Consider the following 14,839-nt stretch of genomic DNA (forward strand, 5'->3'; position numbering starts at 1 on the left):
TGCTGATCGGACGTCGTCAGGCGACAGCGACGGCGGCCCGGCCGGCATTCCCGTCCGGTCAGGCCGGCGGCGCGGGGGAGCGGGTCAGGACGGCGCCGTCGTCGTCGCCGGACACCTCGTGGCGGGTGCCGTCGTCGGCGACCTCGGGATGGCGGCCGTCGAGCGCGTCGCGGGTGTACCGGTAGACGACGGCGATCAGCGCGGCCACCGGCACCCCGAGGAAGGCGCCGACGATCCCGGCCAGGCTGCCGCCGGCGGTGACGGCGAGGATGACCACCGCGGCGTGCAGGTTGAACCCGCGGCCCTGGATGATCGGCTGCAGCACGTTGCCCTCGATCTGCTGCACCAGCAGCACGATCCCGAAGACGATCAGCGCCACCGTGAAGCCCTCGTCGACCAGGGCGATCAGCACCGCGAAGGCGCCGGCGACGAACGCGCCGATGATCGGGACGAACGCGCCGAAGAAGGTCAGCACGGCCAGCGGCACGACCAGCGGCACGTCGAGGATCCACAACCCGAGGCCGATGAAGAAGGCGTCGACGAAGCCGACGAGGGCCTGCTGCTTGATGAACTCCGACAGGGTCGACCAGGTCTTCTGCGACAGCGCGGCCACGTGCGGGGCGGCCTTCGGCCCGGTCTGCGCGGCCAGCCACGGCACCCAGCGCGGCCCGTCCTTGATGAAGAAGAACGCCAGCACCAGCGCCAGCAGCAGGTTGAGCAGGCCGTTGCCGACGGCGGAGGCGCCGGTGGCGGCGTAGCCCGCGATGTTGGAGGCGTTCGACTGCACCGAGTCGATGGCCTGGTCGACGTACTGGCCGATCTGCTCCTCGTCGATGTTCAGCGGCGGCCCCTGCAGCCACTGCTGGACCTGCTCCAGGCCGCTGGCGGCCTGGTCGGCGAGCTCGGTGACCTGGTCGGCGACCTGTGGCGCGATGACCGCGATGAGCCCTCCGATGAGGCCCAGGAACAGCAGCAGCACGACCGCCGCGGCCAGGGCGGGGGGCCAGCCGTGCCGGCGCAGGAACCGGGTGGGCGGCCACAGCACGGTGGCGAACAGCAGGCCGAGGATGACCGGCAGCAGGATGACCCACAGCTTGCCGAGGACCCAGCCGATCACCACCAGTGCCGCGCTGATGAGCAGCAGTTGCGCGGAGGCGACGGCGAGCGTGCGGGTGGCCGACACCGCCCGCTCGCCGCGCTGCCAGGCCGGGGCGGGGGCCGCCGTGGCGTCGTGGTCGTCGGCGCGCGGGTCGCCCGGGCCGCCCTCGCCGGTGAGCGTGGGGGTGGCGCGCTCTTCGCCGACCGGCCGGCCGCCGGGCACGGCGCCGGGCGCAGCGCCTGCCGCGCGGTCCCGGGCCGGGGGAGCACCGGCGGCGGACGCGCCGCCACCGGCCGGGGCGTCGTCCCGGCCGGTGGCGGCGCGTCCGGACAGGCGGAACCTCATGGTCACATCGCACCACGGATCACCGCGGCCCACCGCCCGACGGCGGGAGGGGCGCAGGCCGCGGCTAGCGTCGGGGACGTGCCCAGGACCGCCAGAGCCGACCGGGTCGAGCGCGCCGAGCTGCTCGACTTCCTCCGCCCGCGGCACCGCGCGGTGCTGCTCACCCGGCGCCGCGAGGGCGGGGTGCAGCTGTCCCCGGTGACCTACGGCGTCGACGCCGAGGGGCGGGTCGTCGTCAGCACCTACCCGCAGCGCGCCAAGGTGCGCAACGCCCGCCGCGACCCCGCCGTCTCCCTCTGCGTGCTGTCCGACGACTGGGACGGCGCGTGGGTGCAGGTGGACGGCCGGGCCGAGGTGCTGGACCTGCCGGAGGCGCTGGAGCCGCTGGTCGAGTACTTCCGGTCGATCAGCGGCGAGCACCCCGACTGGGACGAGTACCGCGCCGCGATGGCCCGGCAGGGGAAGTCGCTGCTGCGCGTCACGATCGAGCGCTGGGGCCCGGTGGCCACCGGCGGCTTCCCGCCCGAGCTCGCGCAGGACTGACCGGCGCGCCGGGCAAGCCCAGGAGCTTGCACCCGGCCCGGCCGGCGGCGACGCTGCGCGCGTGCCCCTGGCTGTCGCCTGCGCCCCGCTGACCGCGGGCCCCGCCGCCGGCGCGCCCCCGGCGGTCCTCGGGGCCGGCGCGCGGGCGGTGGGGGAGGGCTGGGCGGCCGTCCTCGACGACGCCCCGGTCGCGGTCGACACCGTCGTCGCGCTGGTGCGGGAGGGCGGCCGGCGGATCGTCGTCGGCGCCGGGCCGGCCGGTCCCGGTGACGGCCCGGTGCTGCTCGCCGCGCGCCGCGCACTGGAGGCCGCCGGGCGCCGCCCGGCGCGGCTGGCCGTGCGCGGGTCCGACGCCGAGGCCGCCGCCGACGCCCAGGCGGTGCTCACCGCGCTCGCCGTCCTCCTCGCCCGCCGCAGCGCCGCGGCCTGGGCCGCCGTCGACCTGGTCGCGGCCGGCGCCACGCGGGCCGCCGCGGCCGCCGAGCTGGGCGTCTCCCGGCAGGCGGTCGCGCAGCGCCTGGCCGCCGGGTCCTGGGAGCTGGAGCTGGAGCTGCGGCCGGCCGCCGCGCGGCTGCTCGCCCGCGCCGCCGGCCGGCCGCCCGGTTGAGGGACGCCGCCGCGCGCGGTGATCACCGGTCGCGGAGGATGGGGTCGTCCCACCCCGCAGGAGGTCCCGTGTCCGAACCCGTGCAGCCGCTGCGCAACGCCGAGCTCCTCGGCGTCTACGTCAACGACCACCTCGCCTCGGCCACCGGCGGCATCGAGCTGGTCTGCCGGATGCTGGGCGTGCACCGCGGCTCGCGCTGGGAGGCGCCGCTGACCCAGCTGCTCGGCGAGCTGCGCGAGGAGAAGTCCTCGCTGCTGGCCACGGCCCGGGCGCTCGGCATCCCGGTGCGGCAGTACAAGCAGCTCGGCGTCTGGCTGGCGGAGAAGATCACCCGCGCCAAGCTCAACGGCCGGCTGCTGTCCCGCTCGCCGCTGTCGGACCTCGTCGAGTTCGAGTTCCTCGCCTCCGGGGTGCGCGCCAAGCGCAGCGGCTTCGAGACGCTGCGGATCGTCGCCGAGGCCGACGACCGCCTGGACCGGGCCGAGCTCGACCGGCTCATCGACCAGGCGCACCGGCAGTACTCGTGGCTCACCGACGCCCGCCGCGAGGTGGCCGCCGCCGTCTTCGGCGGCCGCGCGGGGGCCGCCGAGCGCACCGGCGGCGTCTGACCCGGGTCCCTCGCGCGGTGCTCCGCGCCGCCTGGTAGCACAGGGTCATGTGCCACGACCCCGCCAGCCGCCCGCCCGCCCCGCCGCGCACGGGGGAGGTCGGCGACCGCGGCCTCACCGTGCTCACCGCGGCCGACGGCACGGAGGTCTCCGCCGCCTGGGCGCTGCCCGCCGACGTCGCGGCCGCGCCCGCCGGCGTGGTGGTCCTCCCGGACATCCGCGGGCTGCACCCGTACTACGTCGCGCTGACCGAGCGCTTCGCCGAGGCCGGCGTGCCCGCCGTCGCCCTCGACTACTTCGGCCGCACCGCCGGCACGGCCGGGAGCGGCACGCGCGACGCGGGCTTCGACTGGCAGACGCACGTCCCGCAGACCACGCCCGAGGGCGTCGACGCCGACCTCACCGCGGCCGTCGCCGAGCTGCGCCGGCGCACCCGGCCCGACCTGCCGGTGGTCACCGTCGGCTTCTGCTTCGGCGGCAGCCACTCCTGGCGGCAGTCCGGCGGCGACCTCGACGTCGCCGCCTGCGTGGGCTTCTACGGCCGGCCGGCCATGGTCGGCGACGCCGCCGCGCGGGCCTCGCGCCCGACGCTGATGGTGATCGCCGGTGCCGACGCCGCCACCCCCGTCGAGGACCAGCTCGCCCTCGCGGAGACGATGCGCGCCGCGGGCGCCGACGTCGAGACCGCGGTCTACGACGGCGCCCCGCACTCCTTCTTCGACCGCGCCGCGCCCGAGTGGGAGGAGGCCTGCCAGGACGCCTGGCGGCGGATCCTGGCCCTCGTCGACGGCCTCGGGGCGGGGGCGCGGTCGTGAGCGAGCCGATCGACCCCGGGGTCATCGAGCTGGCCGCGCGGGTCTTCGACCTCGCCCGCTTCGGCCACACCGAGGAGCTGGTCGCCTACGTCGACGCCGGCGTCCCGGTGGACCTCACCAACGACAAGGGCGACACGCTGCTGATCCTCGCCGCCTACCACGACCACCCGGGGACGGTGGCCGCGCTGCTCGAGCGCGGCGCCGACCCGGGCCGGGCCAACGACCGGGGCCAGACGGCGCTGGCCGCGGCGGTGTTCCGCCGCTCGGAGGCCGGCGTACGGGCGCTGCTGGCCGCCGGCGCCGACCCCGACGCCGGCGGGCCGAGCGCGCGCGAGACCGCGGCGTTCTTCGACCTGCCGGAGATGGCCGCGCTGCTCGAGGGCCGCACCGGCTGAGGCTCCCCGCGGGAGCCGCACCGCCGTGACACCCTGGGGCGTCACGGCGCCGTCACGGGGGGAGGACGTCCATGGTCGCGCAGTCGCACCTGCCCGAGCCGGGTGCGGAGCGGGCGCGCTCCGGCGCCTCCCGGGTGGTCCCCCCGGAGCCCACCGAGCTGCCGGGGGACCTCGCCGACGGGCTGCCCCTGGCCGCCGACGTCCCGCTCGCACCCCTCGACGGCGGCCCGGCGCCGGGACCGGCCGCTCCGCTCACCGGCCCGGGCGGGCTGCCCCGCTGGCTGGTGCTGCTGGTCGGCGCCGCGGCCGCGACGATCGCCGTCGCCGGGGTGCGCGAGATCGCCTGGCTGGTCGCGCCGGTGCTCCTGGCGCTGGTCGTCGTCGTGGCGCTCATGCCGGTGCAGCGCTGGCTGCTGCGCCACCACGTGCCGCGCTGGGCGGCGGCCGGCGTCCTGCTGCTGCTCGTGTGGGGCGTGCTGCTCGGCCTCGGGTCGCTGCTGGTCGTCGCGATCGCCCAGTTCGCCGTCCTGCTGCCCGACTACGCCCCGCAGTTTGCGGTGCTGCTGGACGACACGGTGCAGCGGCTCGACGAGGCCGGGCTGTCCTCGACGCAGATCCAGGACCTGGTCGACCGGTTCGACTACGGCCAGCTCGTGGGCCTGGCCACCGATCTGCTCGCTCGGGTCACCGACACCGCCAGCACGCTGGTGCTGCTGCTGTCGGCGATGGTCTTCCTCGCCATCGAGTCCGGCGGGTTCGGCCGCCGGCTGGCGCTGGTCGCCGAGGACCGGCCGCACCTGCCCATCGCGCTCGGCCTGTTCGCCCGCGGCACCCGCAGCTACCTGCTGGTGAGCACGGTGTTCGGCGCGATCGTGGCGGTGGGCGACACCGTCGCGCTGGCGATCCTCGAGGTCCCGCTGCCGGTGCTGTGGGGCCTGCTGTCGTTCATCACCAACTACGTGCCCAACATCGGGTTCGTGCTCGGCGTCATCCCGCCGGCGCTGCTCGGGCTGCTCGCCGGCGGCTGGACCGAGTTCTGGGTGGTCATCGTCGTCTACTCGCTGCTCAACTTCGTCGTGCAGACGCTCATCCAGCCGCGCTTCGTCGGCGACTCGGTGGGCCTGTCGATGACGGTCACCTTCCTCGCGCTGCTGTTCTGGGGCTGGGTGCTGGGCGCGCTGGGCGCGCTGCTGGCCATCCCGCTCACGCTGCTGGTGAAGGCGCTGCTGGTCGACGTCGACCCGCGCGGGCACTGGCTCGACGCGCTGCTGCGGGAGGAGCCGAGAGCCCCGCGGACCAGCCGCGCACGGCAGCGCGCGCAGGCCCGGCGGGCGGCGCTGGCCTCGGTCCGGGCGCTGCACCCGCACTGGCCCTCGCGGCGTGGATCCGGGGACTGACCAGCGCGTTCGGGGAATGTCAGGGGTCGGGAGGACGTTGTCCACAAGCCGGGGAACGGTCCCGGCGAGACCCCGAGGAGGACCCGTGAAGGGCGATCGTGTCGAGGTCGTCATCGACGCCGGTGGCGACACCCGAACCTACGAGATCGAGGCCACCCGCGCCGGGCGCCGGGTGGACGTGTCCCACGGCCGCGGCATCGTGGAGGTCACCGAGACCACCCGCGGCGGCACGCCCGTGCGCACCGCACGCTTCATGTCCGGGAGGGTGCTCGCGCTGGTCGAGCACCCGGCGGCCCGCCCGGTGTTCGAGGACGACGACGAGCCGGTGACCCCGCTGCGCCGCAGCGCGTGAGGGAGGACCTCCCTGCCCCCCTCGAAGGACCCTCCTGCCCCCCGCCACTCGCAGGCTCGCGGCGGGACCCTGCAGGGAGGCCGGTCGAGGCTCCCAGCGGGCCCCTGCAGGGAGGCCGTTCCGGCAGCTCACCCGAGCTGGTGGTGATGGTCGGCCTGCAGGGCGCGGGCAAGTCGACCTGGGTGCAGCGGACCCTCGCCGCGACGCACGAGGTGGTGAGCAAGGACCACTGGCCCCGCGCCCGGCGGCGGGAGACCCGGCAGCAGCGGCTCGTCGCCGGGCTGCTGGCGGCCGGGCGCAGCGTCGTCGTGGACAACACCAGCCCCTCGCCGGAGGAGCGCGCGCCGCTGGTCGCCGCGGCCCGCGCGGCCGGCGTGCCGGTGCGCGCGGTCTGGGTGGACACCCCGCTCGAGGAGTGCCTGGCCCGCAACGCGGCCCGCGAGTCGCCGGTGCCGCTGGTCGGCGTGCACGCCGCCCGCGCGCGGTTCGCCCCGCCCACCGCGGCCGAGGGCTTCGACCGGGTCGACGTCGTGCGGGGTGACGCCGCGCGGGGTGACGTCGTGCGGGGTGACGTCGCGCACCCGGGGGACTGACCGGCCGGACCGTCGCGTGCGGCCGGGGGAGCCGGTGCGGTAGGAACTGGCAGGCCCGTCCGCTCCCGTCCCCCCGGAGGTACCCGTCCCGTGCTGGCCAGCATCGGTTACGCCGTCGCCTACACCGCCGTCGGCCTCGTGCTGCTGGCCCTCGGCTTCCTCGTCCTCGACCTGCTGACGCCCGGCCACCTGGGCCGGCGCATCTACGAGGACCGGTCGGTGAGTGCCGCGGTCGTCCTGTCCGCCGGGTTCCTCGCCCAGGGCGCGGTCATCTTCGCCGCGATCTGGACCAACGCGACGTCCGGGTTCGGGGAGGCGCTGCTCTGGACCGTGGTCTTCGGCCTGCTCGGCGTGGTGCTGCAGGCTGTCGCGTTCCTCGTCCTCGACCTGCTCACGCCGGGGAAGATGGGCCAGCTCGTCACCGAGACCGGCTTCCACCCCGCGAGCATGGTGATGGCCGCGACCCAGCTCTCGGTCGCCGCGATCATCGTCGCCTCGATCTGGCCCTGACGGCCGCCGCGCACCGGTACGGGGGCGTCTCCGGGCGCTCCGGGAGCCCGCCGTAACCTGTCCGGCGCAGCCCGGGGGCCGGCGCGGGGTCGACCCGGCCCGAGCCCCCCACCCGGACCGGCCGGCGACGACGCCGCCACCAACGAGAGGAACTGCCATGAGCGAGGCCACCCCCCGCGTCGCCATCGTGACCGGCGCCGCGCGCGGCATCGGCGCCGCGACGGCGAAGCGCCTGGCCGCCGACGGCTTCGCCGTCGCCGTGCTCGACCTCGACGAGGCGAACACCAAGGACACCGTGCAGGCGATCGAGTCCGCCGGCGGGCGCGCGCTCGGCGTGGGCGCCGACGTCAGCGACGCCGAGCAGGTGCAGGCCGCCGTCGACCGGATCGCCGCCGAGCTCGGCCCGCCCGTCGTCCTGGTCAACAACGCGGGCGTCATCCGCGACAACATGCTGTTCAAGATGACCGAGGTCGACTGGGACCTGGTCATGAACGTGCACCTGCGCGGCGCCTTCCTCATGAGCCGGGCCTGCCAGAAGCACATGGTCGAGGCCAAGTGGGGCCGGATCGTGAACCTGTCGAGCACCTCGGCGCTGGGCAACCGCGGCCAGGCGAACTACTCGACGGCGAAGGCGGGCCTGCAGGGCTTCACCAAGACCCTCGCCATCGAGCTGGGCAAGTTCGGCGTCACCGCCAACGCGATCGCCCCGGGCTTCATCCAGACCGAGATGACGATGGCCACCGCCGAGCGCATGGGCATCCCCTTCGACGACTTCATCAAGGGCGCCGCCTCGCAGATCCCGGTGGCCCGCGTCGGCCAGCCCGAGGACATCGCGCACCTGGTGTCGTTCTTCGTCAGCGAGGGTGCCGGCTTCGTCTCGGGTCAGGTCGTGTACGCCGCGGGTGGCCCGAAGGCCTGACGGCCACCACGCACGGACCCACGGGGCCCGGCCGGGAGCGATCCCGGCCGGGCCCCGTCGCGTCGTCGAGCGTCCGCGGTCTCCCTCCCCGGGCCCGCGGCGCCGGCGCTCCCGCGGCCGGCGCCGCGGGCCCGGGGAGGGCCGTGCCGGGGAGCGCGGTCCGGGGCTCGGCCAGCCGGGTCACCACGGGACCGGCGACGGCGAGCACCAGCACGTACGCGGTGGTCAGGGGACCCAGCTCGGTAAGTCCGGCCGCCACGGCCAGGCCGGCGATGACCACGGAGAACTCGCCGCGGGCGATCAACGCCGTCCCCGCTCGCCAGCGGCCCGGAGCGGCAACACCGTCCCGGCGGGCGGCGTACCAGCCCGTTCCCACCTTGGTCGCCGCGGTCACGACGGCGAGGAGCAGCGCCGCCGGCAGGACCGGGAGGACGTCGGCGGGGTCGGTGCCCAGCCCGAAGGCGACGAAGAAGGTGGCCGCGAACAGGTCGCGCAGCGGGGTGAGGATCCGCCGCACCCGTTCGGCGAAGGGTGCGGGCAGGGCCAGCCCGACCAGGAAGGCGCCGACCGCGGCCGAGACGCCCAGCGCCTGCGCCGCGCCGGCGACCAGCAGGGTCAACCCGACCAGCCGCAGGAGCACCTGCTCGTCGTCCGGGGAGGTGAGCAACCGCCCCAGGTGCCGGCCGTGGCGCCGGGCGGCGGCCAGGACGAGGACCACGGTCCCGGCGGCCAGGGCGAGTCCGCCGGCGGCCGCGGCCGGGCCGCCCCCGGCCAGCGCCACGGCCAGCAGGGGCAGCACCAGCGCCATGGCGAGGTCCTCGAGCACCAGGACCGAGAGCACGGCCGGTGTCTCCCGGTTGGCCAGCCGGCCGAGGTCGGCGAGCAGCCGGGCCACGATGCCGGACGACGAGATGTAGGTGATGCCCCCGAGGGCGAGCGCGCCCTGCCAGGGCAGGCCGAGCGCCAGGCCGGCCACGATGCCCGGCGGCGCGTTGAGCAGCAGGTCCACCAGACCGGAGCGGCCGTGGTGGCGCAGCGAGGTGAACAGCTCGTCGGGTGAGAACTCGAGACCGAGGGCGAGCAGCAGCAGCACGACGCCGATCTCGGCCGCGGCCTCGATGAACGGCGTGGCCGTGGTCAGGGGCGCGAGCCCGCCGTCGCCCACCGCCAGCGCGGCCACGAGGACGAACGGGATGGGGGAGAGGTCCAGGCGCCGGGCGAGCAGGCCGAGCAGCGCGAGCCCCAGGAAGAGCAGCCCCAGCTCGACCAGCAGCGCCTCGGTGCCGTGCACGTCGGGGGCCTAGGCCGCGCCGTCCAGCCGCGCGCCGAGCTGGGTGAGCCCGGCGTCGGAGCCGATGGCGACCAGCACGTCCCCGGCGTGCAGCACCTCCGCCGGGCCGGGGGAGGGGACGACGTCGTGCTCGCGCACCACGGCCACGATCGAGCACCCGGTCAGGGTCCGGGCGCGGGTCTCGCCGAGCGGGCGCCCGTCGAAGGGTGACCCGGCGTGCACGAGGAAGCGGGCGGACCGGAGCCCCGGCACCTCCCGCGAGAGGTCCACGAACCGCTGGGTCAGCCGCGGTGCTCCCAGGAGCTCGGCCAGGACGCCGGTCTCCTCGGCGTCGAGGCGGAACACGGCGCGGGCGCGGTCCGGGTCGCGCCGGTCGAACACGGCCACCTCCGCGCCGCCCTCGCGCTGGACGACGACGGCCAGGCGGTCGCCGGCGCGGGTCGTGAGCCCGTAACGCACGCCGACGCCGGGCAGCATGGTCTCGTCCAGATCCACCACGCGGGCATCGTGGCAGAGCGTCGCGGGTCCGGCCGCACGGTGACCCCGGCCGCACGGTGGCCGGGGTCACCGGCGGCCGGCCCGGGCGGCGGGCAGAGCGACCCGCCGGCCGGCGTTGTACCGGGCGTGACCGACCGTCTCCGCCTCGCCGTCCTCGGTGACTCGATCGCGTACGGCACCGGTGCCGCGCGGGTCGAGGACGGCCTCGGCCCGCGGCTGGCGCAGGTGCTGCGCAGCGCGGGCATCGAGACCGACCTGTCCGTGCTCGCCGTGCCCGGCGCCGCCTCCCGCGACCTCGCCGCGCAGGTGCGCCGGGCCGCGCCGCTGGACGCCGACCTCGCCGTCGTGGTGATCGGCGCCAACGACCTGGCCCGGTTCCTCCCCGTCGAGCAGGCGGTCGCCGCGCTCGGCTCCGCCGTCGACGGGCTGCGCGCCGCGGGCACCGACGTCGTCGTCGTGCCGGCGCCGGACATGTCCAGCGTGCCGTTCGTGCCGCCGGCGTTCCGGCCGGTCGTGCAGGCCGCCTGCGCGGTGCTGCAGCAGCGGCAGGCGGAGGCGGCGCAGGCGCGCGGCGCCGTCGTCGCGGCGGTGTCCGCCGAGGTGGGCCGGGCGTTCAGCACCGACCCGGCGCTGTTCTCCGCCGACCGGTTCCACCCCTCCTCGGCCGGCTACGCGCGGATCGCGGCGGCGCTGGCCCCGACGGTGCTGGCCGCCGCCCGCGCCCGCCGGGACCGCCGCGCCGCCTGAGCTCACGCGGCCCGGGTCGCCTCCGCGGTCGCCCGGCGCAGGCCCTCGAGGTCGAGGTCCGGGCCGTAGCCGGGGGTGCCGGGCTCGATCCGCCAGCTCTCGGACAGCGGGCCCAGGTCGAGCACGTCGAAACCGACCTCGTCGATGAGCGAGGCGACGACCTCCTTCGCCGAGGCGTCGTCCCCGGCGACGGCGAGCGCCCGCCGGTGCGGCGTGCCGCTCGGCGTCCGCCGCGCGGTGATCTGCGCGGCCTGGATGTGGTTGAACGCCTTGACCACCCGGGAGGTGGGGAGGTGGTCCTGCAGCAGCTGCGAGCTGGTGGTGGTCCCCTGGTCGAGGGCGGCGACGTGCCCGTCGCGCTCCGGGTAGTAGTTGTTGGTGTCGATGACCACCTTCCCGGCCAGCGGCTCCACCGGGATGTCGGGCAGGGCCTTGAGCGGCACGGTGACGACGACCAGGTCGCCGGCGGCGCCGGCCTCGGCGGCGGTCGCGGCACGCACGGAGCCGCGGCGGGAGGGCCGGTCCCCGAGGGCGTCGACGAGGCCGGCGAGGGTCTCCGGGCCGCGCGAGTTGGAGAGGACGACGTCGTGGCCGAGGTCGGTGGCCGCCTGCGCGAGCGCCGTGCCGATGTGGCCGGCGCCGATGATGCCGAGAGTGGTCATGCCTGCCGCCAACGCGCCGGCCGGCGGCCCATTCCCTACGCCTCCCGTGCCCGGTCCAGCGCGTCGGCGAGCAGCTCGGCCAGGTGCCGGCCGGGGCGGTCGGCGAGCTGGTCCAGCTGCGTGCGGCAGGAGAACCCGTCGGCCAGCACGACGGCGTCCGGCCCGGCCGCGCGGACGGCGGGCAGCAGCTGCTGCTCCGCGATCGCCACCGACACCTCGTGGTGGCCGCGCTCGACGCCCCAGTTGCCGGCCAGCCCGCAGCAGCCGCCGAGCCGGGTGACCGTCGCACCGGCCCGGCGCAGCAGCCGCTCGTCGGCCGCCCAGCCCATCACCGCGTGGTGGTGGCAGTGCGGCTGCGCGACCACCTCGACGCCGGCCAGCGACGGCGGCGCCCACCCCTCGGTGGCGGTGAGCAGCTCGGCCAGCGTCCGGGTGGCCGCGGCGACCCGCCCCGCGGCCGGGTCGTCCAGCAGCTCCACGGCGTCGCTGCGCAGCGCCGCGGTGCACGAGGGCTCCACGCCGACGATCGGGATGCCGGCGTCGGCCAGCGGCGCGAGCCGGCGCACCGTGTCGCCGAGGATGCGCTTGGCGGTGTCCAGCTGCCCCGTGGTGATCCAGGTCAGCCCGCAGCAGGTGTCGTCGCCGGGCACCTGCACCGAGTAGCCGGCGGCCTCGAGCACCCGGACGGCGGCGTGCGCGGCCTCCGGCGCGAAGTGGTCGGTGAACGAGTCCACCCACAGCGCCACCGGCGCGCCGCCGCCGGGCCGCGGGGTGAACGACTGCCGGAAGGTGCGCGGCGCGAACGACGGCAGCGACCGCCGCTGGTCCACGCCGGCGCCCCACCTGGCCAGCCGCCCGCCGAGCCGGTTGCGCAGCACGGCGTTGACCAGCCGCGGCGCCCGCGCGGCCAGGTCGGACCACATGGGCAGCCTGCCCAGCGTGTAGTGCGCCAGCGGCCGGAGGCGGCGCCGGTAGGACTGGTGCAGCACCTCGGACTTGTAGCTGGCCATGTCCACGCCGGTCGGGCAGTCCCGCGAGCAGCCCTTGCACGACAGGCACAGGTCGAGCGCGGCGTGCACCTCCGGTGAGCGCCAGTCCCGCACCGGCCCGCCGGGCGCGAGCATCTCCTGCAGCACCCGGGCGCGGCCGCGGGTGGAGTCCTTCTCCTCGCGGGTGGCCGGGAACGACGGGCACATGACGGCGACGCCGGACGGGTCGGCCCGGCACTTGCCGACGCCGGTGCAGCGGTGCACCGCGTTGGACAGGTCGCCGCCGTCGTGCCGGTAGGCCAGCGCCAGGGTGGGCGGGCCGGTGCGGAGCAGCCGGGGCGCGGCGGCCACCCGGACGTCGTCGTCCAGTCGGGCCGGGCGCACCAGCACGCCGGGGTTGAGCACGTCGTCGGGGTCGAACAGCGCCTTGACCTGCGCGAAGAGGTCCAGCGCGGCGGGGGAGTACATGGTCGGCAGCAGCTCGCTGCGGGCCCGGCCGTCGCCGTGCTCGCCCGACACCGACCCGCCGTAGCGGGCGACCAGCCGGGCGGCGTCCTCGACGAAGGAGCGGTAGGCGGCGCGGCCGCGGTCGGGCTCGCGCCCGAACGGGAAGTCGATGCGCACGTGCACGCAGCCGTCGCCGAAGTGTCCGTACGGCACGCCCTGCAGCCCGTGCTGCTCCAGCAGCGCGTCGAACTCGCGCAGGTAGGCGCCGAGGGACTCCACCGGCACGGCGGCGTCCTCCCAGCCGGCGTGCGCGGGGCGGCCGTCGGAGGTGCGCGCGGCCAGGCCGGCGCCGTCCTCGCGGATCCGCCAGATCGCCGCGGCGTGCGCGACGTCGGTGACCACCAGGGAGTCCAGCGCGCCGGCGTCGGCGACGACGCCCGCGCCCTTCGCCTCCACCTCCGCGACGGTGTCACCGGTGACCTCGACGATCAGCCAGCCCGCGCCGCGCGGCAGGTCGGGGACGACGGCGGCCGGCACGTCGCGCAGCCGCTGCACGATCCGCTCGTCCAGGCCCTCGACGGCGGTCGGCCCGTGCCGGAGCAGGCCCGGTGTGGCGTCGGCGGCCTCGGCCATCGACGGGTAGCCGAGCACCACCAGCCCGCGGTACGGGGCGTCGGCGACCAGCCGCACGGTCGCGCCGAGGACGACGGCCAGCGTCCCCTCGCTGCCCACCAGCGCCCGGGTGACGTCGAAGCCGTGCTCGGGCAGCAGGTGCTCCAGCGAGTAGCCCGACACCTGCCGGCCGAAGCGGCCGAGCTCGGTGCGGATGGTGGCCAGCTCGCGGCCGACCAGGGCGCGCAGGTCCTCGACCACCCCGCTGCCCGTGCCGTCCACGGCCGCCCCGGAGGTCAGCCGCAGCCGCTGCCCGGTCCCGGTGACGACGTCGAGGCCGACGACGTTGTCCGACGTCCGGCCGTAGCCCAGCGCGCGGGAGCCGCAGGCGTTGTTGCCGATCATCCCGCCGACGGTGCAGCGGTTGGCCGTGCTCGGGTCCGGCCCGAAGCGCAGCCCGTGCGGGCGGGCGGCCAGCTGCAGCCGGGCCTGGACGACGCCGGGGTCGATCACCGCGGTGCGCGCCTCGGCGTCCACCACGTGCACCCGGTCCAGGTACCGGCTGGTGTCGACGACGACCCCGGTGCCCACCGCGTTGCCGGCGATCGAGGTGCCCGCGCCGCGCATGGTCAGCGGCACGCCGAGCGTCCGGCAGACCTCGAGGGCGGCCACGACCTCGTCGGCGTCGCGCGGGCGGACGACGGCGCGCGGCAGCACGCGGTACAGCGAGCCGTCGGAGGAGTACAGCGCCCGGGCCAGGCCCGAGTCGTCGACGTCGCCGATCCCGGCCCGGCGGAGCGCGGCGGTGACCTCGGCGGTGTCGGAGGGGGTGTCGGCGAGTGCGCTGCTCACCCCACCAGTGTCCCCGGTGCCGCCGCGGGGGCGGACGGCACCGGGGGAGGAGGGTCAGTTCCCGGTCGGCGGCTCGTCCTCGCCGGACTCCTCGGCGGCGTCGGCCTCCTCCTTGGTGTGGTGCACCGCGCCGTCGGCGTGCTCCGGCGGGCCGTAGACCGTGTACAGGACCAGCGGGTTCGGCCCCGTGTTGAGGAAGTTGTGCTTCGTCCCGGCCGGGACGACGACCAGGTCGCCCTGCGCCACCTTCTTCGTGGCCCCGCCGACCTTCGCCTCACCGACGCCGCTGACGAAGGTGAGGATCTGGTCGATGTCCTCGTGGACCTCCTCGCCGATCTCCCCGCCCGGCGGGATGGTCATGACGACCAGCTGCGTGTTCTCCCCGGTCCACAGGACCCGGCGGAAGTCGGGGCTCTCCTCGGCGACGGTCGCGATGGTGAAGTGGATGACGGACGCCATGGACGGCGCTCCTCCCTGTCTCGCGGCACCCGGACGGTGCTCCTCGGACCAGCCTTGCCCCCCAGCCGCGCGCGCCATGCCTCGCCGCCCGACGGGGTG

The 14,839-nt window shown here is 76.5% G+C and carries 17 protein-coding genes; 11 read left to right on the plus strand and 6 right to left on the minus strand.

The window, feature by feature from the left end:
• Nucleotides 1-58: 58 nt before the first annotated feature.
• Nucleotides 59-1,444 carry an AI-2E family transporter gene (locus ACFO3M_RS14265; protein WP_387989817.1) on the minus strand — a complete coding sequence of 462 codons (1,386 nt, stop codon included), beginning with the start codon at nucleotides 1,442-1,444 and terminating at the stop codon, nucleotides 59-61.
• A 78-nt stretch (nucleotides 1,445-1,522) separates the two neighbouring features.
• Between ACFO3M_RS14265 and ACFO3M_RS14270 the strand changes: the two genes are divergently transcribed.
• The 10 genes from ACFO3M_RS14270 to fabG all read left to right on the plus strand — a co-directional run bounded on the left by ACFO3M_RS14270 (nucleotide 1,523) and on the right by fabG (nucleotide 8,183).
• The gene (locus tag ACFO3M_RS14270; RefSeq protein ID WP_387989820.1) at nucleotides 1,523-1,987 is read left to right on the plus strand and encodes a PPOX class F420-dependent oxidoreductase; all 465 of its coding nucleotides are present in this window, start codon (nucleotides 1,523-1,525) and stop codon (nucleotides 1,985-1,987) included.
• Nucleotides 1,988-2,048: 61 nt separating this feature from the next.
• Complete coding sequence (locus ACFO3M_RS14275) at nucleotides 2,049-2,594, plus strand: hypothetical protein (RefSeq protein ID WP_387989823.1); 546 nt, start codon at nucleotides 2,049-2,051, stop codon at nucleotides 2,592-2,594.
• Between the two features lie 68 nt (nucleotides 2,595-2,662).
• On the plus strand, nucleotides 2,663-3,202 hold the full coding sequence (locus ACFO3M_RS14280) for a hypothetical protein (RefSeq protein WP_387989826.1): 540 nt from the start codon (nucleotides 2,663-2,665) through the stop codon (nucleotides 3,200-3,202).
• A 47-nt stretch (nucleotides 3,203-3,249) separates the two neighbouring features.
• Nucleotides 3,250-4,017, plus strand: a complete 768-nt coding sequence (locus ACFO3M_RS14285) for a dienelactone hydrolase family protein (protein ID WP_387989829.1) — start codon at nucleotides 3,250-3,252, stop codon at nucleotides 4,015-4,017.
• Nucleotides 4,014-4,412 (plus strand): ankyrin repeat domain-containing protein, encoded by a 399-nt coding sequence (locus tag ACFO3M_RS14290; RefSeq protein WP_387989832.1) that lies wholly within the window; start codon nucleotides 4,014-4,016, stop codon nucleotides 4,410-4,412. Before ACFO3M_RS14285 ends, ACFO3M_RS14290 begins: the two co-directional genes overlap by 4 nt.
• A 71-nt stretch (nucleotides 4,413-4,483) precedes the next feature.
• Entirely contained in the window at nucleotides 4,484-5,809 is a 1,326-nt protein-coding gene (locus ACFO3M_RS14295; protein WP_387989834.1) for an AI-2E family transporter, read from the plus strand.
• Between the two features lie 85 nt (nucleotides 5,810-5,894).
• Nucleotides 5,895-6,161: a hypothetical protein gene (locus ACFO3M_RS14300; protein WP_387989837.1), complete on the plus strand. Its 267-nt coding sequence runs from the start codon at nucleotides 5,895-5,897 to the stop codon at nucleotides 6,159-6,161.
• A gap of 146 nt (nucleotides 6,162-6,307) precedes the next feature.
• Nucleotides 6,308-6,754, plus strand: a complete 447-nt coding sequence (locus tag ACFO3M_RS14305) for an AAA family ATPase (protein WP_387989840.1) — start codon at nucleotides 6,308-6,310, stop codon at nucleotides 6,752-6,754.
• Between the two features lie 90 nt (nucleotides 6,755-6,844).
• Nucleotides 6,845-7,264 (plus strand): DUF350 domain-containing protein, encoded by a 420-nt coding sequence (locus tag ACFO3M_RS14310; protein WP_387989843.1) that lies wholly within the window; start codon nucleotides 6,845-6,847, stop codon nucleotides 7,262-7,264.
• A 157-nt stretch (nucleotides 7,265-7,421) separates the two neighbouring features.
• Complete coding sequence (gene fabG / locus ACFO3M_RS14315; protein WP_387989846.1) at nucleotides 7,422-8,183, plus strand: 3-oxoacyl-ACP reductase FabG; 762 nt, start codon at nucleotides 7,422-7,424, stop codon at nucleotides 8,181-8,183.
• On the opposite strand, the gene ACFO3M_RS14320 is transcribed toward fabG, so the two are convergent.
• Both ACFO3M_RS14320 and ACFO3M_RS14325 read right to left on the minus strand, forming a co-directional pair.
• Nucleotides 8,119-9,474, minus strand: a complete 1,356-nt coding sequence (locus ACFO3M_RS14320; protein ID WP_387989849.1) for a cation:proton antiporter — start codon at nucleotides 9,472-9,474, stop codon at nucleotides 8,119-8,121. The genes fabG and ACFO3M_RS14320 overlap by 65 nt on opposite strands.
• Nucleotides 9,475-9,483: 9 nt before the next feature.
• Nucleotides 9,484-9,972 carry a cation:proton antiporter regulatory subunit gene (locus tag ACFO3M_RS14325; RefSeq protein WP_387989852.1) on the minus strand — a complete coding sequence of 163 codons (489 nt, stop codon included), beginning with the start codon at nucleotides 9,970-9,972 and terminating at the stop codon, nucleotides 9,484-9,486.
• 126 nt (nucleotides 9,973-10,098) lie between these two features.
• Between ACFO3M_RS14325 and ACFO3M_RS14330 the strand changes: the two genes are divergently transcribed.
• Nucleotides 10,099-10,719, plus strand: coding sequence for an SGNH/GDSL hydrolase family protein (locus tag ACFO3M_RS14330; protein WP_387989855.1), 621 nt, complete (start codon nucleotides 10,099-10,101; stop codon nucleotides 10,717-10,719).
• A 2-nt stretch (nucleotides 10,720-10,721) separates the two neighbouring features.
• On the opposite strand, the gene ACFO3M_RS14335 is transcribed toward ACFO3M_RS14330, so the two are convergent.
• Genes ACFO3M_RS14335 through ACFO3M_RS14345 form a run of 3 tightly spaced genes read right to left on the minus strand, consistent with a single transcriptional unit; the run spans nucleotide 10,722 to nucleotide 14,740 of the window.
• On the minus strand, nucleotides 10,722-11,381 hold the full coding sequence (locus ACFO3M_RS14335) for an NADPH-dependent F420 reductase (RefSeq protein WP_387989858.1): 660 nt from the start codon (nucleotides 11,379-11,381) through the stop codon (nucleotides 10,722-10,724).
• Nucleotides 11,382-11,416: 35 nt separating this feature from the next.
• Nucleotides 11,417-14,281 (minus strand): FAD-binding and (Fe-S)-binding domain-containing protein, encoded by a 2,865-nt coding sequence (locus ACFO3M_RS14340; RefSeq protein ID WP_387989861.1) that lies wholly within the window; start codon nucleotides 14,279-14,281, stop codon nucleotides 11,417-11,419.
• Between the two features lie 54 nt (nucleotides 14,282-14,335).
• Complete coding sequence (locus tag ACFO3M_RS14345; protein ID WP_387989863.1) at nucleotides 14,336-14,740, minus strand: cupin domain-containing protein; 405 nt, start codon at nucleotides 14,738-14,740, stop codon at nucleotides 14,336-14,338.
• Nucleotides 14,741-14,839: the final 99 nt, after the last annotated feature.

It is taken from the genome of Geodermatophilus arenarius (assembly GCF_042654585.1).
In the GTDB taxonomy this organism is placed as follows: domain Bacteria; phylum Actinomycetota; class Actinomycetes; order Mycobacteriales; family Geodermatophilaceae; genus Geodermatophilus; species Geodermatophilus arenarius.